General features: G+C 60.1%; 18 protein-coding genes and 2 pseudogenes. 14 read left to right on the plus strand and 6 right to left on the minus strand.

Annotation, left to right across the window (positions count from 1 at the left end):
• Nucleotides 1-11: 11 nt before the first annotated feature.
• From lepA to pdxJ, 6 genes are all read left to right on the plus strand, one after another.
• On the plus strand, nucleotides 12-1,811 hold the full coding sequence (lepA, locus tag UB23_RS26100) for a translation elongation factor 4 (RefSeq protein ID WP_045062133.1): 1,800 nt from the start codon (nucleotides 12-14) through the stop codon (nucleotides 1,809-1,811).
• Nucleotides 1,812-1,816: 5 nt separating this feature from the next.
• Nucleotides 1,817-2,671, plus strand: coding sequence for a signal peptidase I (gene lepB / locus UB23_RS26105; RefSeq protein WP_045062134.1), 855 nt, complete (start codon nucleotides 1,817-1,819; stop codon nucleotides 2,669-2,671).
• A 184-nt stretch (nucleotides 2,672-2,855) separates the two neighbouring features.
• Nucleotides 2,856-3,545, plus strand: a complete 690-nt coding sequence (gene rnc / locus UB23_RS26110) for a ribonuclease III (RefSeq protein WP_010463056.1) — start codon at nucleotides 2,856-2,858, stop codon at nucleotides 3,543-3,545.
• Complete coding sequence (gene era, locus UB23_RS26115; protein ID WP_045062135.1) at nucleotides 3,538-4,440, plus strand: GTPase Era; 903 nt, start codon at nucleotides 3,538-3,540, stop codon at nucleotides 4,438-4,440. Before rnc ends, era begins: the two co-directional genes overlap by 8 nt.
• 170 nt (nucleotides 4,441-4,610) lie before the next feature.
• Entirely contained in the window at nucleotides 4,611-5,300 is a 690-nt protein-coding gene (recO, locus tag UB23_RS26120) for a DNA repair protein RecO (RefSeq protein WP_045062136.1), read from the plus strand.
• A gap of 51 nt (nucleotides 5,301-5,351) precedes the next feature.
• Nucleotides 5,352-6,098: a pyridoxine 5'-phosphate synthase gene (gene pdxJ / locus UB23_RS26125; protein ID WP_045062137.1), complete on the plus strand. Its 747-nt coding sequence runs from the start codon at nucleotides 5,352-5,354 to the stop codon at nucleotides 6,096-6,098.
• Between the two features lie 98 nt (nucleotides 6,099-6,196).
• Here pdxJ and mltF read toward each other — a convergent pair whose 3' ends face one another.
• Nucleotides 6,197-7,657, minus strand: a complete 1,461-nt coding sequence (gene mltF / locus UB23_RS26130) for a membrane-bound lytic murein transglycosylase MltF (protein WP_082069248.1) — start codon at nucleotides 7,655-7,657, stop codon at nucleotides 6,197-6,199.
• Nucleotides 7,658-7,931: 274 nt separating this feature from the next.
• On the opposite strand from mltF, the gene purL reads away from it, so the two are divergent.
• The 4 genes and pseudogenes from purL (at nucleotide 7,932) to UB23_RS26145 (ending at nucleotide 12,965) form a co-directional block, all read left to right on the plus strand.
• Entirely contained in the window at nucleotides 7,932-11,828 is a 3,897-nt protein-coding gene (gene purL / locus UB23_RS26135; protein WP_045062138.1) for a phosphoribosylformylglycinamidine synthase, read from the plus strand.
• Nucleotides 11,829-11,833: 5 nt separating this feature from the next.
• Complete coding sequence (locus UB23_RS26140) at nucleotides 11,834-12,145, plus strand: Nif3-like dinuclear metal center hexameric protein (protein WP_045062139.1); 312 nt, start codon at nucleotides 11,834-11,836, stop codon at nucleotides 12,143-12,145.
• A gap of 240 nt (nucleotides 12,146-12,385) precedes the next feature.
• A pseudogene (locus UB23_RS28930) lies at nucleotides 12,386-12,663 on the plus strand (type II toxin-antitoxin system RelE/ParE family toxin).
• 14 nt (nucleotides 12,664-12,677) lie between these two features.
• Complete coding sequence (locus tag UB23_RS26145) at nucleotides 12,678-12,965, plus strand: HigA family addiction module antitoxin (protein WP_082069249.1); 288 nt, start codon at nucleotides 12,678-12,680, stop codon at nucleotides 12,963-12,965.
• A 52-nt stretch (nucleotides 12,966-13,017) separates the two neighbouring features.
• Here UB23_RS26145 and UB23_RS26150 read toward each other — a convergent pair whose 3' ends face one another.
• The gene (locus UB23_RS26150; protein WP_045062140.1) at nucleotides 13,018-13,839 is read right to left on the minus strand and encodes a peptidoglycan DD-metalloendopeptidase family protein; all 822 of its coding nucleotides are present in this window, start codon (nucleotides 13,837-13,839) and stop codon (nucleotides 13,018-13,020) included.
• 3 nt (nucleotides 13,840-13,842) lie between these two features.
• Nucleotides 13,843-15,222 (minus strand): exodeoxyribonuclease VII large subunit, encoded by a 1,380-nt coding sequence (gene xseA / locus UB23_RS26155; RefSeq protein WP_045062163.1) that lies wholly within the window; start codon nucleotides 15,220-15,222, stop codon nucleotides 13,843-13,845.
• 207 nt (nucleotides 15,223-15,429) lie between these two features.
• Between xseA and UB23_RS28935 the strand changes: the two are divergent.
• The 4 genes and pseudogenes from UB23_RS28935 to guaA all read left to right on the plus strand — a co-directional run.
• Nucleotides 15,430-15,694 (plus strand): annotated as a pseudogene (locus tag UB23_RS28935) (sulfite exporter TauE/SafE family protein); the annotation flags it as partial.
• Nucleotides 15,695-15,856: 162 nt separating this feature from the next.
• Nucleotides 15,857-16,405 carry a hypothetical protein gene (locus UB23_RS26165; RefSeq protein ID WP_045062141.1) on the plus strand — a complete coding sequence of 183 codons (549 nt, stop codon included), beginning with the start codon at nucleotides 15,857-15,859 and terminating at the stop codon, nucleotides 16,403-16,405.
• Between the two features lie 219 nt (nucleotides 16,406-16,624).
• A complete protein-coding gene (gene guaB, locus UB23_RS26170) occupies nucleotides 16,625-18,094 on the plus strand; it encodes an IMP dehydrogenase (protein WP_045062144.1) in 1,470 nt (489 codons plus the stop codon).
• A 99-nt stretch (nucleotides 18,095-18,193) separates the two neighbouring features.
• Nucleotides 18,194-19,771: a glutamine-hydrolyzing GMP synthase gene (gene guaA, locus UB23_RS26175; RefSeq protein WP_045062146.1), complete on the plus strand. Its 1,578-nt coding sequence runs from the start codon at nucleotides 18,194-18,196 to the stop codon at nucleotides 19,769-19,771.
• A gap of 268 nt (nucleotides 19,772-20,039) precedes the next feature.
• Here the strand turns inward: guaA and UB23_RS26180 are convergent, their stop codons facing one another.
• Genes UB23_RS26180 through UB23_RS30435 form a run of 3 tightly spaced genes read right to left on the minus strand, consistent with a single transcriptional unit; the run spans nucleotide 20,040 to nucleotide 21,272 of the window.
• On the minus strand, nucleotides 20,040-20,585 hold the full coding sequence (locus tag UB23_RS26180) for a hypothetical protein (protein ID WP_082069250.1): 546 nt from the start codon (nucleotides 20,583-20,585) through the stop codon (nucleotides 20,040-20,042).
• Between the two features lie 24 nt (nucleotides 20,586-20,609).
• On the minus strand, nucleotides 20,610-20,936 hold the full coding sequence (locus UB23_RS26185; protein WP_045062148.1) for a hypothetical protein: 327 nt from the start codon (nucleotides 20,934-20,936) through the stop codon (nucleotides 20,610-20,612).
• Nucleotides 20,937-20,960: 24 nt separating this feature from the next.
• Entirely contained in the window at nucleotides 20,961-21,272 is a 312-nt protein-coding gene (locus UB23_RS30435) for a hypothetical protein (protein WP_010655636.1), read from the minus strand.
• Nucleotides 21,273-21,680: the final 408 nt, after the last annotated feature.

Below are 21,680 nucleotides of genomic sequence, written 5' to 3' on the forward strand. Positions count from 1 at the left end.
AGTGTTGATCCGTGAGTGATTTGAGTCATATCCGCAATTTCTCCATCATCGCCCACATTGACCATGGCAAGTCGACGCTGGCCGATCGATTCATCCAGATGTGCGGCGGCCTTGCCGAGCGCGAAATGGAAGCCCAGGTACTGGACTCCATGGACCTGGAGCGTGAACGCGGGATCACCATCAAGGCCCACAGCGTCACCCTTTATTACACCGCTCGCGATGGCATCAAGTACCAACTGAACTTCATCGACACCCCGGGCCACGTCGACTTCACCTATGAAGTCAGCCGCTCGCTGGCGGCCTGTGAAGGTGCTTTGCTGGTGGTCGACGCTGGCCAGGGCGTGGAAGCGCAGTCGGTTGCCAACTGCTACACGGCGATCGAGCAGGGCCTGGAAGTCATGCCCGTGCTGAACAAGATCGACCTGCCGCAGGCCGATCCGGACCGCGTGAAGGAAGAAATCGAGAAGATCATCGGCATCGATGCCACTGATGCCGTCGAGTGCAGCGCCAAGACCGGCCTGGGCGTCGATGAAGTCCTCGAGCGTCTGGTGCGCACCATTCCTGCGCCGACCGGCAACTACGAAGATCCGCTGCAAGCGTTGATCATCGACTCCTGGTTCGACAACTACCTGGGCGTTGTTTCCCTGGTACGCGTGCGCCATGGCCGCGTGAAGAAGGGCGACAAGATTCTCGTCAAGTCCACCGGCAAGATCCACCTGGTGGACAGCGTCGGTGTATTCAACCCTAAACATACCGCTACCACTGACCTTAAGGCCGGTGAAGTAGGCTTCATCATCGCTGGCATCAAGGACATTCACGGTGCGCCGGTGGGTGACACCCTGACCTTGAGCTCAACCCCGGACGTCGACGTCCTGCCGGGTTTCAAGCGCATTCAGCCGCAGGTTTACGCCGGCCTGTTTCCGGTCAGCTCCGACGACTTCGAAGATTTCCGTGAGGCCCTGCAAAAGCTCACCCTCAACGACTCGTCGCTGCAGTACACCCCAGAGAGTTCCGACGCCCTGGGCTTCGGCTTCCGTTGCGGGTTCCTCGGCATGCTGCACATGGAAATCATCCAGGAGCGCCTGGAGCGCGAGTATGACCTGGACCTGATCACCACGGCGCCGACGGTAATTTTCGAGCTGTTGCTGAAAACCGGTGAAACGATTTACGTCGACAACCCGTCGAAGCTTCCAGACCTGTCTTCCATCGAAGACATGCGCGAGCCGATCGTGCGGGCCAACATTCTTGTGCCGCAAGAGCACCTGGGCAACGTCATTACCCTGTGCATCGAGAAGCGTGGCGTGCAGCACGACATGCTGTTCCTCGGTACCCAGGTCCAGGTGACCTACGATCTGCCGATGAACGAAGTGGTCCTGGACTTCTTCGATCGCCTGAAGTCCACCAGCCGCGGCTATGCTTCGCTGGACTACCATTTCGATCGTTATCAGTCGGCTAACCTGGTGAAACTGGATGTGCTGATCAACGGTGACAAGGTCGACGCCCTGGCGCTGATCGTGCACAAGGATAACGCGCACTACAAAGGTCGCCAGTTGACCGAGAAGATGAAAGAACTGATTCCGCGCCAGATGTTCGACGTCGCGATCCAGGCCGCCATTGGCGGGCAGATCATTGCGCGAACCTCCGTCAAGGCACTCAGAAAGAACGTATTGGCCAAATGCTACGGCGGCGACGTCAGCCGTAAGAAGAAACTGCTTGAAAAGCAAAAGGCCGGTAAAAAACGCATGAAGCAAGTCGGCAACGTGGAAATTCCACAAGAAGCCTTCCTTGCAGTGCTCAGGTTGGATAGTTAGGTCCTATGTCACTAAATTTCCCGCTGTTGCTGGTCATCGCCGTGTTCGTCTGCGGCCTGTTGGCGTTGCTCGATCTGGTTTTTCTCGCGCCGCGTCGGCGTGCAGCCATTGCATCCTATCAGGGCAGCGTCAGCCAGCCTGACGGGATGGTGGTCGAAAAACTGAACAAGGAGCCGCTGCTGGTCGAATACGGCAAGTCGTTCTTCCCGGTGTTGTTCATCGTGCTGGTGCTGCGTTCGTTCCTGGTGGAACCGTTCCAGATTCCATCCGGCTCGATGAAACCGACCCTGGACGTTGGCGATTTCATTCTGGTGAGCAAGTTCTCCTACGGGATCCGCTTGCCGGTGATCGACAAGAAAGTGATCGAAATCGGTGACCCGCAGCGCGGCGATGTGATGGTTTTCCGCTATCCGAGCGATCCGAACGTCAACTACATCAAGCGTGTAGTGGGCCTGCCGGGCGACCAGATTCGCTACACCGCCGACAAGCGCCTGTTCGTCAACGGCGAGTCCGTTGCCGAGCAGTTGATCGGCTCCGAGCCGGGCACCCTGGGCAGTGCCGAGCTCTACAAGGAAAAACTCGGTGTCGCCGAGCACCTGATCCGCAAGGAAATGAGCCGCTATCGCGCAACGCCGGACCGTTCGTGGACCGTGCCTGCCGGGCACTACTTCATGATGGGCGACAACCGCGACAACTCCAACGACAGTCGCTATTGGGATGATCCGAGTATTCCCAAGGACCTGCTGGGCATGGTCCCCGACAAGAATATCGTCGGCAAGGCCTTCGCGGTCTGGATGAGCTGGCCTGAACCCAAACTCAGTCACCTGCCGAACTTCTCGCGGGTTGGCCTGATCAAGTAATCACACACGGCGCTGTTGAACACAGCGCCGAATGCATTTCTGGAGCCGCTACAATCGGCGCCCGAAGCATGAAAACAATGATATTCAGGACGTAATTTTTGAACACAGCGTTAATTGTCCCAAGCCTGCGCCGCACCCCGGCGATGGCGGTGGAATCCAGCCACGAACTCAGCGTGGGTACACCGTGAGCGTTTCCTTAAGCCGTCTAGAGCGTCAGCTCGGCTACACCTTCAAGGACCAGGAACTGATGGTCCTGGCCCTGACTCACCGCAGCTTTGCCGGGCGCAACAACGAACGCCTGGAATTCCTCGGTGATGCCATCCTCAATTTCGTCGCTGGCGAGGCGCTGTTCGATCGCTTCCCGCTGGCTCGCGAAGGCCAGTTGTCGCGTCTGCGCGCACGCCTGGTGAAAGGTGAGACCCTGGCTGTACTGGCCCGCGGTTTCGATCTGGGCGAGTACCTGCGCCTGGGCTCTGGCGAGTTGAAGAGCGGCGGTTTCCGTCGCGAGTCGATTCTGGCCGATGCCCTGGAAGCGCTGATTGGTGCAATCTACCTGGACGCGGGCATGGACATGGCGCGCGAGCGCGTGCTGGCCTGGCTGGCCGGTGAGTTCGAAGGCCTGACGCTGGTCGACACCAACAAAGATCCAAAGACCCGCCTGCAGGAATTCCTGCAATCGCGTGGGTGTGAGCTGCCGCGTTACGAAGTGGTGGATATCCAGGGTGAGCCGCATTGCCGGACGTTCTTCGTCGAATGTGAAATCACCTTATTGAATGAAAAAAGCCGAGGTCAGGGTGTGAGTCGTCGTATTGCCGAACAGGTAGCGGCCGCCGCAGCACTGATTGCCCTGGGTGTGGAGAATGGCAATGACTGATTCAACCGCAACACGCTGTGGCTATGTTGCCATCGTCGGCCGTCCCAACGTGGGCAAGTCCACGTTGCTGAACCACATCCTCGGCCAGAAGCTCGCGATCACTTCGCGCAAGCCGCAAACCCCCCGCCACAACATGCTGGGCATCAAGACCGAAGGCGCCGTGCAGGCGATCTACGTCGACACTCCGGGCATGCACAAAGGTGGCGAAAAAGCCCTCAACCGCTACATGAACAAGACGGCCTCGGCAGCCTTGAAAGACGTGGACGTGGTGATCTTCGTAGTCGACCGCACCAAGTGGACCGACGAGGACCAGATGGTCCTGGAGCGCGTCCAGTATGTGACCGGCCCGCTGATCGTGGCGTTGAACAAGACGGATCGCATCGAAGACAAAGCCGAGCTGATGCCGCACCTGAGCTGGTTGCAGGAGCAGCTGCCGAACGCGCAGATCATGCCGATCTCGGCCCAGCACGGGCACAACCTCGAAGCGCTGGAGCGGGTGATTGCCGGCTACCTTCCGGAAAACGATCACTTCTTCCCCGAAGACCAGATCACCGACCGCAGCAGTCGCTTCCTCGCCGCCGAACTGGTGCGCGAAAAGATCATGCGCCAGATGGGTGCAGAGCTGCCGTACCAGATCACCGTCGAAATCGAAGAGTTCAAGCAGCAGGGCAAGACCCTGCATATTCATGCCTTGATCCTCGTCGAGCGCGACGGCCAGAAGAAGATCATCATTGGCGACAAGGGCGAGCGCATCAAGCGCATCGGCACCGAGGCGCGCAAGGACATGGAGCTGCTGTTCGACTCCAAGATCATGCTCAACCTCTGGGTGAAAGTGAAAGGCGGCTGGTCCGATGACGAGCGCGCGCTGCGTTCGCTGGGTTACGGCGACCTGTAAACCCGATCGACGCTGCACCGCAGAACCTGTGGGAGCGGGCTTGCCCGCGATGAGGATGTAACATTCAATATAGATGTTGGATGTCAGTCCGCCATCGCGGGCAGGCCCGCTCCCACATTGGTTTTTGTTGTTTGTAGAGCTGCGCACTTTCTTCGAGAACCCTGACTTCCATGTCGCAAACCCCACCCATTCCCCAGCCCGCCTTCGTACTCCACTCTCGCGCCTACCGCGAGAGCAGCGCGTTGGTCGACTTCCTTACGCCGCAAGGTCGGCTACGGGCGGTGTTGCGCAGTGCGCGGGGCAAGGCCGGGACCTTGGCCAGGCCCTTCGTGCCCCTGGAAGTCGAATTTCGCGGGCGAGGGGAGCTGAAGAACGTCGGGCGGATGGAAGCCTCGGGGGTTTCCACCTGGCTCAACGGCGAAGCGCTGTTCAGTGGCCTGTACCTCAATGAACTGCTGATTCGCCTGCTACCCGCCGAAGACCCGCTGCCGGGTGTGTTCGACCACTACGCCGCGACGTTGCTGGCGCTGGCCGAAGGTCGTCCGCTGGAGCCGTTGCTGCGCTCCTTTGAATGGCGGTTGCTCGATGATCTGGGCTACGGCTTCGCGCTCGGCACGGATATCCACGGTGAGCCTGTAGCGCCGGACGGTCTGTATCGCCTGCAGGTGGACGCGGGACTGGAGCGGGTGTACCTGTTGCAGCCCGGACTGTTCAACGGCACTGAATTGCTGGCCATGGCCGAAGCGGACTGGTCGGCACCGGGTGCTTTATCGGCCGCCAAACGGTTGATGCGCCAGGCACTTGCCGTGCATCTGGGCGGTCGTCCCCTGGTTTCCCGAGAGTTGTTTCGAAAGCCGTAAAATCCCCGTGTATGCTGTGCACCGAACTTTCCCCTCTTCAGGAGCGCTTCCGTGACCACCAGCAATCGCATTCTTCTTGGCGTGAACATCGACCACGTTGCCACCCTGCGTCAGGCCCGGGGCACTCGTTACCCGGATCCGGTCAAGGCCGCACTGGACGCGGAAGAGGCGGGCGCTGACGGCATCACCGTGCACCTGCGCGAAGACCGTCGCCATATTCAGGAGCGCGACGTGCTGCTGCTCAAGGATGTGCTGCAGACCCGCATGAACTTCGAGATGGGCGTCACTGAAGAGATGATGGTGTTCGCCGAGCGCATCCGCCCTGCGCACATTTGCCTGGTCCCGGAAACTCGCCAGGAGCTGACCACTGAAGGCGGGCTGGATGTAGCGGGGCAGGAGACTCGGATCAAGGCGGCGGTGGACCGACTGGCGAAAATTGGCTGCGAGGTGTCGTTGTTCATCGACGCGGACGAGCGCCAGATCGAAGCGTCCCGCCGAGTGGGTGCGCCGGCCATCGAGCTGCACACGGGGCGTTACGCGGACGCCGAGACGCCGACGCAAGTGGCTGAAGAGCTCAAGCGTGTAGCGGATGGCGTGGCTTTTGGTCTGGCCCAGGGTTTGATCGTCAACGCCGGCCACGGTCTGCACTACCACAACGTTGAAGCGGTGGCTGCGATCAAGGGCATCAACGAACTTAATATCGGCCACGCGCTGGTCGCCCATGCTCTATTTGTCGGCTTCAAGTCGGCGGTGTCGGAGATGAAATCGCTGATTCTGGCAGCGGCGTTGAAAGGCTAAGATCAAAAGATCGCAGCCTCCGGCAGCTCCTACAGGTGTACGCATAACCCTGTAGGAGGTGCCGGAGGCTCGGGCCGCGTTCGGACGATCTTTTTGCTTTAAAGCTGCGGCGATTCCTGGTTCGGTTTGGACTTGTCGATCCCCGGCACATGCAAATTGCCTTCAGCCACCTGATCACCCTCAAGCTGCGGCTGTGTCACCCAGGTCAGGATGTCGTAATACCGGCGGATGTTCGCCACAAAATGCACCGGCTCGCCGCCCCGGGCATAACCATAGCGGGTCTTGCTGTACCACTGCTTCTGCGACAGGCGCGGCAGGATCTTCTTCACGTCCAGCCATTTGTTCGGATTCAGCCCTTCCTTGGCGGTCAGCTTGCGCGCGTCATCCAGGTGGCCGCTGCCGACGTTGTAGGCCGCCAGGGCAAACCAGGTGCGGTCTGGCTCCTTGATTGAATCGTCCAGCTGTTCCTTCATGTAAGCCAGGTACTTGGCGCCGCCCATGATGCTCTGCTTGGGGTCCAGGCGATTGGACACGCCCATGGCCTGCGCAGTGTTCTGGGTCAGCATCATCAGGCCACGCACGCCGGTCTTGGACGTCACTGCGGCCTGCCACAGGGATTCCTGATAACCCACCGCCGCCAGCAGGCGCCAGTCGACCTTTTCTTTCTTGGCGTAGGCCTTGAAGTGCTGTTCGTACTTGGGCAGCCGTTGCTGCAAATGCTGGGCGAAGGTCGTGGCGCCCATGTAGCCGAGCACGTCGACGTGACCGTAGTAGCGGTCCTTCAAACGTTGCAGGGTGCCGTTCTTCTTGACCTTGTCGAGGTAGTCGTTGATCTCGTTGAGCAGGCTGTTGTCTTCGCCTGCCGCCACGGCCCAGCTCTGGTTGCTGGCGTCACCCAGGTCAAAGGCGACCCGCACGTTGGGGAAGTAGACCTGGTTCATCGCCACTTCGTTGGAGTCGACCAGGGTCAGGTCGATCTGGCCTTCATCGACCATGCGCAACAGGTCCACGACTTCGACGGCGTCGGACTCTTCGTATTCAATGCGCGGAAATTTCCGTTTAAGCTCTGTCAGTTGCTCGGCATGGGTGCTGCCCTTGAGCACCATGATCTTCTTGCCCACCAGATCCCCCGCATCGGTAGGCCGTGACTGGCCGTTGCGATAGATGATCTGCGGGGTGACTTCCAGGTAGGAGTGGGAGAACCGCACCTGCTTTTTGCGTTGCTCGCTGCTGACCAGTCCGGCAGCAGCCAGCACAGGGCCGTTGGGCTTGCCCACCTGATTGAACAGGTCGTCCAGATTGTCGGCGGTTTCGATTTTCAGCTCGACCCCCAGATCGTCGGCGAAACGTTTCACCAGCTCGTATTCAAAGCCGGTTTCACCGCTGCGATCCTGAAAGTAGGTGGCGGGGCTGTTTCGGGTAACCACCCGCAGCACGCCATCCTCCTTTACACGCTCGAGTGTGTTGGGTTTATCAACACAGCCACCAAGCATCAGGAAGAGTCCGGTTGCGATCAGCCATTTGGCGTACCGCGGACGCAAAGCCGTTGGGGAAAACATCTGCGCAGTATACGCAAAGGACCACGAGCGCCATATCTCGACAGCACTGGGCCAGTCTGCTAGAGCAGCAAAAAACGGCGCACAACCCGCAGGAATGGGCTTTTACGGCGCTTCTTGATGGAAAAAATAAGCGCTGAACGCCTCCTGTTTCTGCCCTGAAACCCCGGCCCGACGTTCGGGTACGGCCGTGCGTACCGTTTCGGGTGATGTCACGGGCGGTTTAGGCTAGAATGCACGGCCTCAAAGCACACCCCTTCCCGAGGCTGTCCCGAAGATGTTGATCCTGCGCGGCGCTCCTGCCCTTTCTGCCTTTCGCCACAGCAAACTCCTTGAGCAACTTCGCCGATGCGTCCCGGCTGTCAGCGGCTTGTATGCTGAATTCGCTCACTTCGCCGAGGTTACCGGCGTCCTGACCGGCGACGAACAGCAGGTGCTCGCGCGCCTTCTGAAGTACGGCCCAAGTGTTCCAGTCCAGGAGCCGACCGGTCGTCTGTTCTTGGTGTTGCCACGTTTCGGCACCATCTCGCCCTGGTCCAGCAAAGCCAGCGACATCGCTCGCAACTGCGGCCTGGGCAAGATCCAGCGCCTTGAGCGCGGCATCGCCTTCTATGTCGCCGGCCAGTTCAGCGAAACTGAAGCGCAGCTGATCTCGGACGCCTTGCACGACCGCATGACCCAGATCGTCCTGGCCAACCTGGAGCAGGCCGCAGGTCTGTTCAGCCACGCCGAGCCCAAGCCCCTGACCGCGATCGACGTGTTGGGCGGCGGCCGCGCCGCGCTGGAAAAAGCCAACACCGAGCTGGGTCTGGCCCTGGCCGAAGACGAGATCGACTATCTGGTCAACGCTTTCGTCGGCTTGAAGCGCAACCCACACGACATCGAACTGATGATGTTCGCCCAGGCCAACTCCGAGCACTGCCGTCACAAGATCTTCAACGCCAGTTGGGACATTGACGGTCAGAGCCAGGAAAAAAGCCTGTTCGGCATGATCAAGAACACCTACCAGATGCACAGCGAAGGCGTCCTGTCCGCTTACAAGGACAACGCCTCGGTGATCGTCGGTAACGTCGCCGGTCGTTTCTTCCCGGACCCTGAAACCCGCCAGTACGGCGCGGTGCAGGAGCCGGTGCACATCCTGATGAAGGTGGAAACCCACAACCACCCGACCGCGATCGCCCCGTTCCCGGGCGCATCCACCGGTTCCGGTGGCGAGATCCGCGACGAAGGCGCTACCGGTCGCGGCGCCAAGCCAAAGGCTGGCCTCACTGGTTTCACCGTGTCGAACCTGCAGATCCCGGGCTTCGAACAGCCGTGGGAAGTGCCGTACGGCAAGCCTGAGCGCATCGTTACCGCGCTGGACATCATGATCGAAGGCCCACTGGGTGGCGCCGCGTTCAACAACGAATTCGGCCGTCCCGCCCTGACCGGCTACTTCCGTACCTTCGAACAGTCGATCACCACTCCCCGTGGCGACGAGGTTCGCGGTTACCACAAGCCGATCATGCTGGCCGGCGGCATGGGTAACATCCGTGCCGAACACGTACAGAAAGGCGAGATCATTGTCGGCTCCAAGCTGATCGTCCTCGGTGGCCCGGCCATGTTGATCGGCCTGGGTGGCGGCGCGGCTTCCTCCATGGCCACCGGCACCAGCTCGGCTGACCTGGATTTTGCATCCGTACAGCGCGAAAACCCGGAAATGGAACGTCGCTGCCAGGAAGTCATCGACCGTTGCTGGCAGTTGGGTGACAAGAACCCGATCAGCTTCATCCATGACGTCGGCGCCGGCGGCCTGTCCAACGCTTTCCCGGAACTGGTCAACGACGGCAACCGTGGCGGTCGCTTCGAACTGCGCAACATTCCAAACGACGAGCCGGGCATGGCCCCGCACGAAATCTGGAGTAACGAATCCCAGGAACGTTACGTCCTGGCGGTTGGCCCTGCGGACTTCGAACGCTTCCAGGCGATCTGCGAACGCGAGCGTTGCCCGTTTGCCGTCGTCGGCGAAGCCACTGCCGAGCCGCAACTGACCGTTACCGACAGTCACTTCGGCAACAACCCGGTGGACATGCCACTCGAAGTGCTGCTGGGCAAGGCTCCGCGCATGCACCGCTCGGCTGTTCGTGAAAACGAACTGGGCGATGACTTCGATCCGGCGACGCTCGAGATCGCCGACTGCGTTGAACGCGTTCTGCATCACCCGGCCGTCGCCAGCAAAAGCTTCCTGATCACCATCGGCGACCGCACCATCACCGGCCTCGTGGCCCGTGACCAGATGGTCGGCCCGTGGCAGGTTCCAGTGGCCGACGTTGCCGTCACCGCCACCAGCTTCGACGTCTACACCGGTGAAGCCATGGCCATGGGCGAGCGGACTCCGCTGGCTCTGCTGGACGCTCCGGCGTCGGGCCGCATGGCCATTGGTGAGACCCTGACCAACATCGCCGCTTCGCGCATCAACAAGATCTCCGACATCAAACTGTCGGCGAACTGGATGTCCGCGGCCGGTCACCCGGGTGAAGACGCACGTCTGTACGACACCGTGAAGGCAGTTGGCATGGAATTGTGCCCGGACCTGGGTATCACCATCCCGGTGGGCAAGGACTCCATGTCCATGGCCACCCGCTGGAACGATAACGGCGAAGACAAGACCGTCACCTCGCCGATGTCCCTGATCGTGACCGGTTTCGCGCCAGTGGCTGACATCCGTCAGACCCTGACTCCGGAACTGCGCATGGACAAGGGCACCACCGACCTGATCCTGATCGACCTGGGCCGTGGCCAGAACCGCATGGGCGCCTCGATCCTGGCCCAGGTTCACGGCAAGCTCGGCTCGCAAGCGCCGGACGTCGATGATGCCGAAGACCTGAAAGCCTTCTTCGCAGTGATCCAGGGCCTCAACGCCGATGGTCACCTGCTGGCTTACCACGACCGTTCCGACGGTGGCCTGCTGACCAGCGTAGTGGAAATGGCGTTTGCCGGTCACTGCGGCCTGAGCCTGAATCTCGATGGTCTGGCAGAAACCTCCGCTGACATCGCCGCGATCCTGTTCAACGAAGAACTGGGCGCCGTGATCCAGGTTCGTCAGGACGCCACGCCAGACATCCTCGCGCAGTTCAGCGCGGCCGGTCTGGGCGACTGCGTGTCGGTGATCGGTCAGCCAATGAACAATGGCCAGATCAACATCACGTTCAACGGCGAAACCGTATTCGAAGGCCAGCGTCGTCTGCTGCAACGTACCTGGGCTGAAACCAGCTACCAGATCCAGCGTCTGCGCGACAACGTCGACTGCGCCGAACAAGAGTTCGACGTGCTGCTGGAAGAAGACAACCCGGGCCTGAGCGTCAAGCTGAGCTTTGACGTCAACCAGGACGTCGCTGCGCCTTACATCAAGAAAGGCATTCGTCCACAGGTTGCCGTATTGCGTGAGCAGGGCGTCAACGGTCAGGTGGAAATGGCGGCGGCATTTGATCGCGCCGGCTTCAACGCCATTGACGTGCACATGAGCGACATCCTGGCCGGCCGTGTCGACCTGAACGAGTTCAAGGGCCTGGTAGCCTGCGGTGGTTTCTCCTACGGCGACGTACTGGGTGCCGGCGAAGGCTGGGCCAAGTCCGCGCTGTTCAACAGCCGTGCTCGCGATGCGTTCCAGGGCTTCTTCGAACGCAACGACAGCTTCACTCTCGGTGTGTGCAACGGTTGCCAGATGATGTCCAACCTGCATGAGCTGATCCCGGGCAGCGAGTTCTGGCCACACTTCGTGCGCAACCGTTCCGAGCAGTTCGAAGCGCGCGTGGCGATGGTTCAGGTCCAGGAATCGAACTCGATCTTCCTCCAGGGCATGGCCGGTTCGCGTATGCCGATCGCCATCGCCCACGGTGAAGGCCATGCCGAGTTCGCCAGCGAAGAAGCCTTGCTCGAAGCCGATCTGTCGGGGTGCGTGGCGATGCGTTTCGTCGACAACCACGGCAAGGTCACCGAGAAGTATCCGGCCAACCCGAACGGCTCGCCGCGCGGCATCACCGGGCTGACCAGCCGTGACGGTCGCGTGACCATCATGATGCCGCACCCTGAGCGTGTATTCCGCGCCGTGCAGAACTCGTGGCGCTCGGAAGACTGGAACGAAGACGCGCCGTGGATGCGCATGTTCCGCAACGCTCGCGTGTGGGTGAACTAAGCCCCATGTTCAAGCTCGCCTTTTTCGTTCCGACCAGCCACGTCGATGGGGTCAAGAGTGCTGTGTTCGCTGCCGGTGGCGGTCGAATCGGTGCCTATGACCACTGTTCGTGGCAGGTCCTGGGCCAAGGCCAGTTCCGCCCGCTGGACGGCAGTCAGCCGTTCATTGGCGAGGCTGGCGAGGTCGAGCAGGTGGAGGAATGGAAAGTCGAGCTGGTCGTGGCGGATGAGCTGATCGTGGCCGTGGTGGCCGCGTTGAAGCTCAGTCACCCGTATGAGACACCGGCTTACGAGGTATGGCGGCTGGAGGATTATTGATCTCTGGTTGCTGAGGCAGGAAACCCGCTGGGCCAGTTTGGTCGGCGGGTTTTTTGTTGCCTATAAGCTCCGTCTGACGTGTGCTTCGCAGGGTTCCTACAAGTTTTTAGGGTTGTCGCTCGGAACCCGAATCTCTAGTTTCCTGGGTTTAAATACCTGAGTGACCGACCCCATGAAGCCCGATCAAAAATCCTCCGATAAGCCATTGCGGTGTGTGATGTATCGCGTCACAGTCCTCGCATGATTGTCAGCTGGAAACATAAAGGCCTCAGAGCTTTCTATGAGACTGGTTCAACCAAAGGCATCAACACGAATCATGCAAAGCGCTTGCGTCGAGTCCTCCTCATCCTGGACAGCGCCCGCCACTCAAGTGAGCTGGATCTCCCCGGTTGGCGATTCCATAGTTTGAGAGGCGAGCTGGCTGACTATTGGTCGGTCAGCATAAGTGGTACTGGCGCATCATTTTTCGCATGTTCGACGACCACGTCGAGCTGGTTGATTATCTTGACTACCACTGAGCAGAGGCAGCTGAATGGGTATGCACAATCCTCCTCATCCTGGCGAAATCTTGCTTGAGGACGTGGTTCCCGGACTGGGGATCACCATTACTGAAATGGCTCGACGTCTCGGGTATGCCCGGGAAACTTTTTCCAGAATATTGCATGGGCACGCGCCTATCAGTCCCGATCTGGCTGTACGTTTGGAGCGCGCTGGCATCAGCAAGGCCCAAACCTGGCTGGCCATGCAGTGCAGCTACGATTTGTGGCAGGCCGAGCACCGCGAGCAGCCTCAGATCGAGCGGTTTGCTCGCATCGATTGAGCTACGATCAAACCCGCTTTCTCAGCCGTGCGCTGATTGATGGGGGGATCACTTACGGCTGAAACGCCCCAATGAAAATCGCCGGATCCACCCGCGCATCATTCAGGCTCACATTCCAGTGCATGTGCGGGCCGGTGGCGCGGCCGGTGGCGCCGACTTTGCCGACTACGCCGCCGCGAGGCATTTGCTGGCCGACGTTCACGTCGATTTTCGACATGTGGCAGAACATGCTGATAAAGCCCTGGCCGTGGTCGACGAACACCGTGTTGCCGTTGAAGAAGTAGTTGCCGATCAGGATCACCTTGCCGGCGGCGGGGGTCTTGATCGGGGTGCCGGCGGGTACGGCGAAGTCCAGGCCGGAGTGGGCGTTGCGTTCTTCGCCGTTGAAGAAGCGACGCACGCCGAACTTGCTGGAGAGGGGGCCGTTGACCGGTTTGTCCAGCAGCAGGTTGCTCGGGGTGTTCGGGCTGAAGGTGCGGTAGGCCTTGATCTGCTCGGCCAGCTCGCCCTCAATGCGCTTGAGGTTGGCCGGGTTCGGGTTGACCTGCTGGGTGTTTTTCAGGGTGATGTGCTGTTCCGGGTACTTCTTGCTGCCAACGGTGAACACCAGGTTGCGCCCGCCGCTGCTGACTTGCTGGTGGCCAGGCTTGACCGTCAGCGGCACGCCGACAATGGCCAGCCAGTTGTTCTGTTCCTTTACCACCAGCACCGGCTTGCCTTGATAGCTGGCCTTGGGTGGTTGCGCAGAGGTGCCCAGGTCCACCACCGCCACGCCGCCCGGCACCGGTTTGTTGAGCAAGCGAGTGATGTAGCTGTCGGCGTGGGCGTTGAAGGTCAGGCACAAGAAAAACAGCGAGGCGAGAATGCGCGGCATGGATCAATCCAGTAAAGAAAGGGTGACGGGCGTCAGGTGATTGTCTTCGACCCTGACTTGCAGCTCGCCTTCGCCCAGCCTGGCTTTGAGGCGCTGGCCGGTGTGGGTCTGGGCGGCGTTACGAATCGCATTACCGCGTTCATCCAACAGGATGCTGTAGCCGCGGCCAAGGGTCGCCAGGGGGCTGACCACGTGCAACGTTTGCATCTGGTTTTGCAGCTGCATGCGCCGGTCCTTGAGCCCTTCGCGCATGGCCCTGGGCAGGCGTTCCGCGAGACTGTCGAGGCGCTGGCGCAGCATCGCCAATTGGCGCCCGGGATGCTGGCCGGCGAGGCGGGTTTCCAGGCGGATCAAACGTTCGCGACGGGTGTTGAGGCTGCGCTCGAAAGCCCGGCGCATGCGCATGTCCAGGTCGTCAAGGCGTTGCGCTTGCTGACGCAGGCGCTCACCGGGATGACGCAGGCGCCGGGACATGCCCTCCAGGCGCAGACGATCGCGCATCAGGCGATCGCGAATGCGCATCACCAGGCGCCGATGCAGGCTTTCGACACGGCGCACCAGGTCGCTGGAGTCCGGCGCGAGTAACTCCGCAGCCGCCGAAGGGGTAGGGGCGCGTACGTCGGCGACGAAGTCACTGATCGACACATCGGTCTCGTGACCGACCGCGCTGACAATCGGCGTCACGCAGGCGTCCACGGCGCGGGCTACGGCTTCTTCGTTGAAACACCAGAGGTCTTCCAGCGAGCCGCCACCACGGGCCAGGATCAACGCGTCAAAGCCTCGGGCATCCGCCAGCTTCAGTGCCCTGACAATCTGGGCCGTGGCTTCGCGACCTTGCACGGCCGTCGGGATCAACGTCAGTTGAACCTGCGGAGCACGGCGGCGGAACACGCTGATGATGTCGCGAATCACCGCCCCCGTCGGCGAACTGATGATGCCGATGCGTTGCGGATGCGCCGGCAGCGCCACTTTGCGTTCGGCACTGAACAGGCCTTCAGCGCTGAGTTTTTCCTTCAGCGCATCGAACGCCAACCGCAGCGCTCCGTCACCGGCCGGCTCCACGGTGTCGAGGATCAGTTGGTAATCACCACGGCCCTCGAAAAGCGAAACCTTGCCGCGCACCTTCACCGCCAGGCCATCCTTCAGCGCCTGGCGGACCCGCGCGGCGTTTTGCCGAAACAGTGCGCAACGCACCTGGGCGCCGCTGTCTTTGAGGGTGAAATACACATGGCCGGACGCCGGGCGGGCGAGGTTGGAAATTTCGCCTTCGACCCAGATGTTGCTGAACACGTCTTCCAGCAACACCCGCGCGCGGCCGTTGAGCTGGCTGACAGTCAGGACTTCACGGTCCAGGCCGAGTCTTGCAAAGGGATCTTTAATCATGGGGCGCATGATAAAGGCAATCTCCTGCGCAATGCACGATCCCCGTAGGAGCCGCCGCAGGCTGCGATCTTTTGATCTTGAAAAATGCCTGCTTCGCCGAAAATCCAGATCAAAAGATCGCAGCCTGCGGCAGCGCCTGCAGGGTATTTTTGAAATGTCCATGGAGGCGCCGTCTTGGCTGTCCAGGTAGTCACCTGGGCCACGCAATTGTTTATCAGCGCCTACGGGATTTACAGCCTGTGGGTCAAAGCCCGTCCAACCCGGTTGTCTGCCGCCTGTTCGCTGTCGCAGGGGTGTACGCCGAGCTACCCTTGTTGTTACTGGCGCTGTGTTTGTTGCCGGCCATGGCGGTGGGTTGTGGGTTGGCCGGCGGTTGACCCTGAGGTTGTCCCGCGAGGCGTTCGTGCGGCTGGTGACCTGGCTGGTGCTGGCCAGCGGGATCGCGTTGATCGGGCGTTATTTGAGTACTTGACCTGAGTGCGTCAGGGATTAAGCTGCCGGCCGCAAATCCATGTGGGAGCGAGCCTGCTCGCGATGGCGGTGGGTCAGGCAACTTCAAAGTGGCTGCAACGACCGAATCGCCAGCAGGCTCACTCCCACAAGGGTGATCATTCAGAACATGCAGGCTTGTGCCATGAATTCTCAAAGCATCATCGTCCCGAAAATCTCCACCCTGCCGGTGCACGAACCCCGAGCAAGGGCGGTCGTGCGGTGGCTGGTGCGCAAGAACATCATCAAGGAAGAACTCACCACCTGCGGCCGCACCGGCAGCCGCATGGGCCACGCGATCGCCGACGGTGCCCGTGCCGTGGTGCTGCACCCGCAAGCGCTGCCGTTCGGTGAGCCGATCAATGGCCTGGAGATCATTACCAAGCGCTGCATCTATACGCCGGCCAAGGGCTTTCTGGAGGAAGCGGGCTGCGCCGAGTGCCGCAAGGAAGTCGGCGAGGCGCTGTTCGAAAGCCTGGAAGACTGGATGCCGGGGCGTACCGATAACTTCACCTGCCCCGAATGCGGGCATGAAGATGACATCAACGGATTTCTGTTCCTGCAGGAGTGCGGGTTTTCCAACCTGGGGTTTATCTTCAACAATTGGGCCGAGGCAGGGTTCAAACAGAGCTTTATCGATGAGTTTGCCGATTGGCTGGATCAGCCGGTCAGTTGGGTAAAAGTCGAACTCTGATCCCTGCCCCCCCCCCTGTAGGAGCTGCCGCAGGCTGCGATCTTTTGATTTTGATCTTCATAAAGCAAGATCAAAAGATCGCAGCCTGCGGCAGCTCCTACAGGGGCGATATGTTCCGTATATCTATAAGGTTGATAATAGACAGAGTTTTACATTGAACCCGAGGGGGTGTCTGACTATAATGGCGCGCTTCCATTTTCCCGCTCGGGAGCCCCCGCGATGCTGCGTATCAGCCAAGAAGCTCTGACATTCGACGACATTCTCCTAGTGCCCGGTTATTCCGAGGTGCTTCCTAACGAAGTCAGTCTCAAGACCCGCCTAACCCGTGGCATCGAGCTGAATATTCCTCTGGTTTCTGCCGCCATGGACACCGTCACTGAAGCCCGACTGGCAATTGCCATGGCTCAGGAAGGTGGCATCGGTATTATCCACAAGAACATGACCATCGAGCAGCAAGCTGCCGAAGTGCGCAAGGTCAAGCGTTACGAAGCCGGCGTGGTCAAGGATCCGATCACCATCGAGGCTGACGCCACGGTGCGTGAACTGTTCGAACTGACCCGCCTGCACAACATCTCCGGTGTTCCGGTACTGCACGATGGCGACCTGGTCGGCATCGTCACTTCCCGTGACGTGCGTTTTGAAAATCGTATGGAAGCCACTGTCCGTGAAGTGATGACGCCTAAAGAGCGCCTGGTCACGGTCAAGGAAGGCGCCGACAAGAACGACGTTCGCGAGCTGTTGCACAAACACCGCATCGAACGCGTCCTGATCGTCGACGGAAAGTTTGCCCTCAAGGGCATGATGACCGTCAATGACATCGAAAAAGCCAAGGCTTACCCGCTGGCCAGCAAGGACGATCAAGGTCGTCTGCGCGTAGGCGCTGCAGTCGGCACCGGTAAAGACACCGGCGATCGCGTTGCGGCGCTGGTAAATGCCGGCGTTGACGTGGTGGTGGTCGACACCGCCCACGGTCACTCCAAGGGTGTGATCGACCGCGTTCGCTGGGTCAAGCAGAACTTCCCTGACGTGCAGGTCATCGGCGGCAACATCGCCACCGGCGCTGCCGCCAAGGCCCTGGCCGAAGCGGGTGCTGATGCAGTCAAGGTCGGTATCGGCCCTGGCTCGATCTGCACCACCCGTATCGTCGCTGGTGTAGGCGTGCCGCAAATCAGTGCCATCGCCAACGTCGCCGCAGCCCTTGAAGGCACCGGCGTTCCGTTGATCGCCGACGGCGGCATCCGTTTCTCCGGTGACCTGTCCAAGGCCATCGTAGCCGGTGCTTCCTGCGTGATGATGGGCTCGATGTTCGCCGGTACTGAAGAAGCGCCGGGCGAAATCGAACTGTTCCAGGGCCGTTCGTACAAGGCTTACCGTGGCATGGGTTCGCTGGGCGCCATGTCCCAGGCCCAGGGCTCTTCCGACCGCTACTTCCAGGATTCCTCGGCAGGCGCCGAGAAGCTTGTACCTGAAGGCATCGAAGGGCGTGTTCCGTACAAGGGCACCCTGAGCGCCATCATTCACCAGCTGATGGGCGGCCTGCGTTCCTCGATGGGTTACACCGGCAGTGCCGACATCGAAGAAATGCGCACCAAGCCCGAGTTCGTGCGGATCACCGGCGCCGGCATGGCCGAGTCCCACGTGCATGACGTGCAGATCACCAAGGAAGCGCCAAACTACCGCGTAGGTTGAGGCTTCAAGCACAAAGTTAAGTAACCGGGGCTGTTTTCTTCAGCCCCGAGTTGTTTCTGAATCACGACTGTTTCTGAATTACTTAGACGAGACTGAATCATGTCCCTCGACATTCACGCTCACCGCATCCTGATCCTCGACTTCGGTTCCCAGTACACCCAGCTGATTGCCCGCCGCGTGCGTGAGATCGGCGTGTACTGCGAACTGCATCCGTTCGACATGGATGAAGACGCGATTCGCGAATTCGCTCCGAAAGGCGTCATTCTCGCCGGCGGCCCCGAGTCCGTGCACGAAGCCAACAGCCCGCGCTGCCCGCAGGCGGTGTTTGACCTGGGCGTGCCGGTCTTCGGTATCTGCTACGGCATGCAGACCATGGCTGAACAGCTGGGTGGCAAGGTTGAAGGTTCCGAGCTGCGTGAGTTCGGTTACGCCCGTGTCGACGTGGTCGGCAAGAGCCGCCTGCTCGACGGCATCGAAGACCACATCGACGCTGACGGCCTGTTCGGCCTCGACGTGTGGATGAGCCATGGTGACAAGGTCACCAGGATGCCGCAGGAATTCCACATCCTGGCCAGCACTCCAAGCTGCCCGATCGCCGGCATGTTTGACGACGCTCGCGGCTACTACGGCGTGCAGTTCCACCCGGAAGTGACCCACACCAAGCAGGGCGGTCGCATCCTGTCGCGTTTCATCCTCGACATCTGCGGCTGTGAAGCCCTGTGGACTCCGTCGAAGATTGCCGAAGACGCCATCGCCAACATCCGCGCCCAGGTGGGTACCGACAACGTACTGCTGGGCCTGTCCGGCGGCGTCGACTCCTCGGTGGTTGCGGCCCTGTTGCACAAGGCCATCGGCGACCAGCTGACCTGCGTCTTTGTCGACAACGGCCTGCTGCGCCTGCACGAAGGTGAGCAAGTGATGGCCATGTTCGCCGAGAACATGGGCGTCAAGGTGATCCGCGCCAACGCTGAGGACCAGTTCCTCAACAACCTGGCTGGCGAAAGCGACCCGGAGAAAAAGCGCAAGATCATCGGTCGCACCTTCATCGACGTGTTTGATGCCCAGTCCAACAAACTGGACAACATTAAATACCTCGCCCAGGGCACCATCTATCCGGACGTGATTGAGTCGGCTGGCGCGAAAAGCGGCAAGGCCCACGTGATCAAGTCGCACCACAACGTGGGCGGCCTGCCGGAAGAAATGAACCTCAAGCTGGTTGAACCCCTGCGCGAGCTGTTCAAGGACGAGGTCCGTCGCCTGGGCCTGGAACTCGGCCTGCCGTACGACATGGTCTACCGTCACCCGTTCCCGGGCCCGGGCCTGGGCGTGCGGATCCTCGGTGAAGTGAAGAAGGAATACGCCGACCTGTTGCGTCGTGCCGACCACATCTTCATCGAAGAACTGCGCAAGGCCGACTGGTACCACAAGGTCAGCCAGGCGTTCGTAGTGTTCCAGCCGGTGAAATCGGTTGGCGTGGTTGGCGATGGCCGTCGTTACGCCTGGGTCGTGGCCCTGCGTGCCGTGGAAACCATCGACTTCATGACCGCGCGTTGGGCACACCTGCCCTACGAACTGCTGGAAACCGTCAGCGGCCGGATCATCAATGAAATCGAAGGCATCTCCCGCGTGACCTACGACGTGTCGAGCAAGCCGCCAGCGACCATTGAGTGGGAGTGAGGTTTGGTTTCAACTATCTGATTTTATTGTAAAAATAAGAATTGATAGTGATCTTCACTACGTCATCAATGGCGTTTTTAATGGCGCCCATCGTACGTATGTGAGAGAGCTACATCGATACCATGTCCCGGACAAGGAATGCCGGCATGGTATCGAGAACGCTTGGCAGCGCAGATGTCAGCAATAACTGTTTGCCCATCTCCCCTATGGTGTTGGCGTGTGTTTTGAAGAAATTTACGCGCAACCTTCAACCCGCGCAGATTTCCGGCTAGAAGTTATCAATCGCGTTGCACATCGACACCTTCCCTGCTGGCTGCGGTTGGACCATCGCCCACTGCTTGCCGCCCGCCTCCAATTCATCCAGCTGGAACGAACAGTCCGCCGACATGGTGGCCTGCACCATGTAGTCCACGCCAGGCCGAGGGACGAAGGTCATGGTCTTGGCACACTGCCGGGAATATTGCAGGCGCCCCAGGTAATGGAACGCGATCGGCTTGTTCGCCGGCACCACCAGCTCCGACGAGACCGCACCGGCCCACGAAAAGATCGGTCCGGGAATGCCGAGGTTTTCGCCGTTATGGTCGGGGAAGCCGGGTTTCGCCGACGCCATCACCCCCGCGCCGGGCACGTTCCAGTCGAGGCAATCACGCTCCGGCACGGCGCGCACCAGGCCGTCGGTGAGCAGGCGGATACGCGCGGTCTCGCCGCCCTGCGGGGGCACATAGCCGGTGGACAGCGAACGCACGTTCGCCACTTGGCCGCAGCCGCCGAGCGATAGCAGCAGCACGGCGGGGATTACAGGCAACAGTCTCATCAGGAATCGACTCGTAGGGGGAAGTTAAGGCTGGCGGCAGTTCTGGTTGACCGACAGATGTGGCGCCGGCTCATAGCTCACGCGCTGCAAACCATCGGCGTCCTGGAACAGGAAGTATTTGACGCGACAGTCCTTGAACATCCCTGAGTAACCCTCCGCCCGGAAGCCTTGGCCATCGACCTGTTTGGTCACGGTATTGTTGCGGCTGACCACCGCGAGCACCTTCTGATAGCTGTCGCCCATGTTTACCCCAGGCTCGCCGGTGATCGCGGCCGAGGAGGCGCAACCACCCAGCGCTGTTGCCGCCAGGGCCAATGCGGCACCATACAATCCGTTGCGTAGATTGTTCATTCCCTGTGTCCTTTTGGTGATGGATTAACGGCGGCCGTCGCACACCGGCGATTCGCCAATACGACCGAGCTTGCACATGTCCAAGTTATCTTTGCGTTTGTAGCCTGCGTCTTTCATGCAATAGAAGTTCAGTAACCTCACATCGATTGGCGACCTGTCTCCTGCGCCGTCAACATTGGTATATCCGCACGCACGCATCGCAGCAATGATCCCGGTCTGCGATACGCCCTCCTTGTACCATTTTGTGTAATCCGGAGCCGGGGGTTGAAAGCCCCTTCCCGTGCAGCCAACCAGTAACACAGCGCAAAAACTCAGCAACAGGCTCCTCGTGAACATGGCGTTCTTCCTTATGGGTTGACTCGGATAAGTGTGGGACGCCGTAGGGTGAGTCGCTCTAGAAGGGTTTGCAAGCGGCCCCGGCATCCTCATAGCGGTTATGCACTGTTTGATTGCCGTCCAGCACGTTCAGTCATTCCCATAGGCGAGCATGTTTCAGCTTATGAAGTATTGGTCCATTTACCAACATTTCACTGACCGTAACTCCTGGTCTGCGAGTACTTTCCGGTATTGGATCTTGAGTCAATATAGGATCAGTGCGGTATTGGCAGACGGGTCAATTCCCCAGCCGAGCATGACATCGCATGAATGATGCATTGCGTGTGAAAACAGGTTTTCGTTTATGATATTTTTCGTGGTATCAGCAGAGATGATCAAAATAAAGATATGATTTATATTGGTTTTTTA

The organism is Pseudomonas sp. ES3-33, assembly GCF_000952175.1.
In the GTDB taxonomy this organism is placed as follows: Bacteria; Pseudomonadota; Gammaproteobacteria; order Pseudomonadales; family Pseudomonadaceae; genus Aquipseudomonas; species Aquipseudomonas gregormendelii.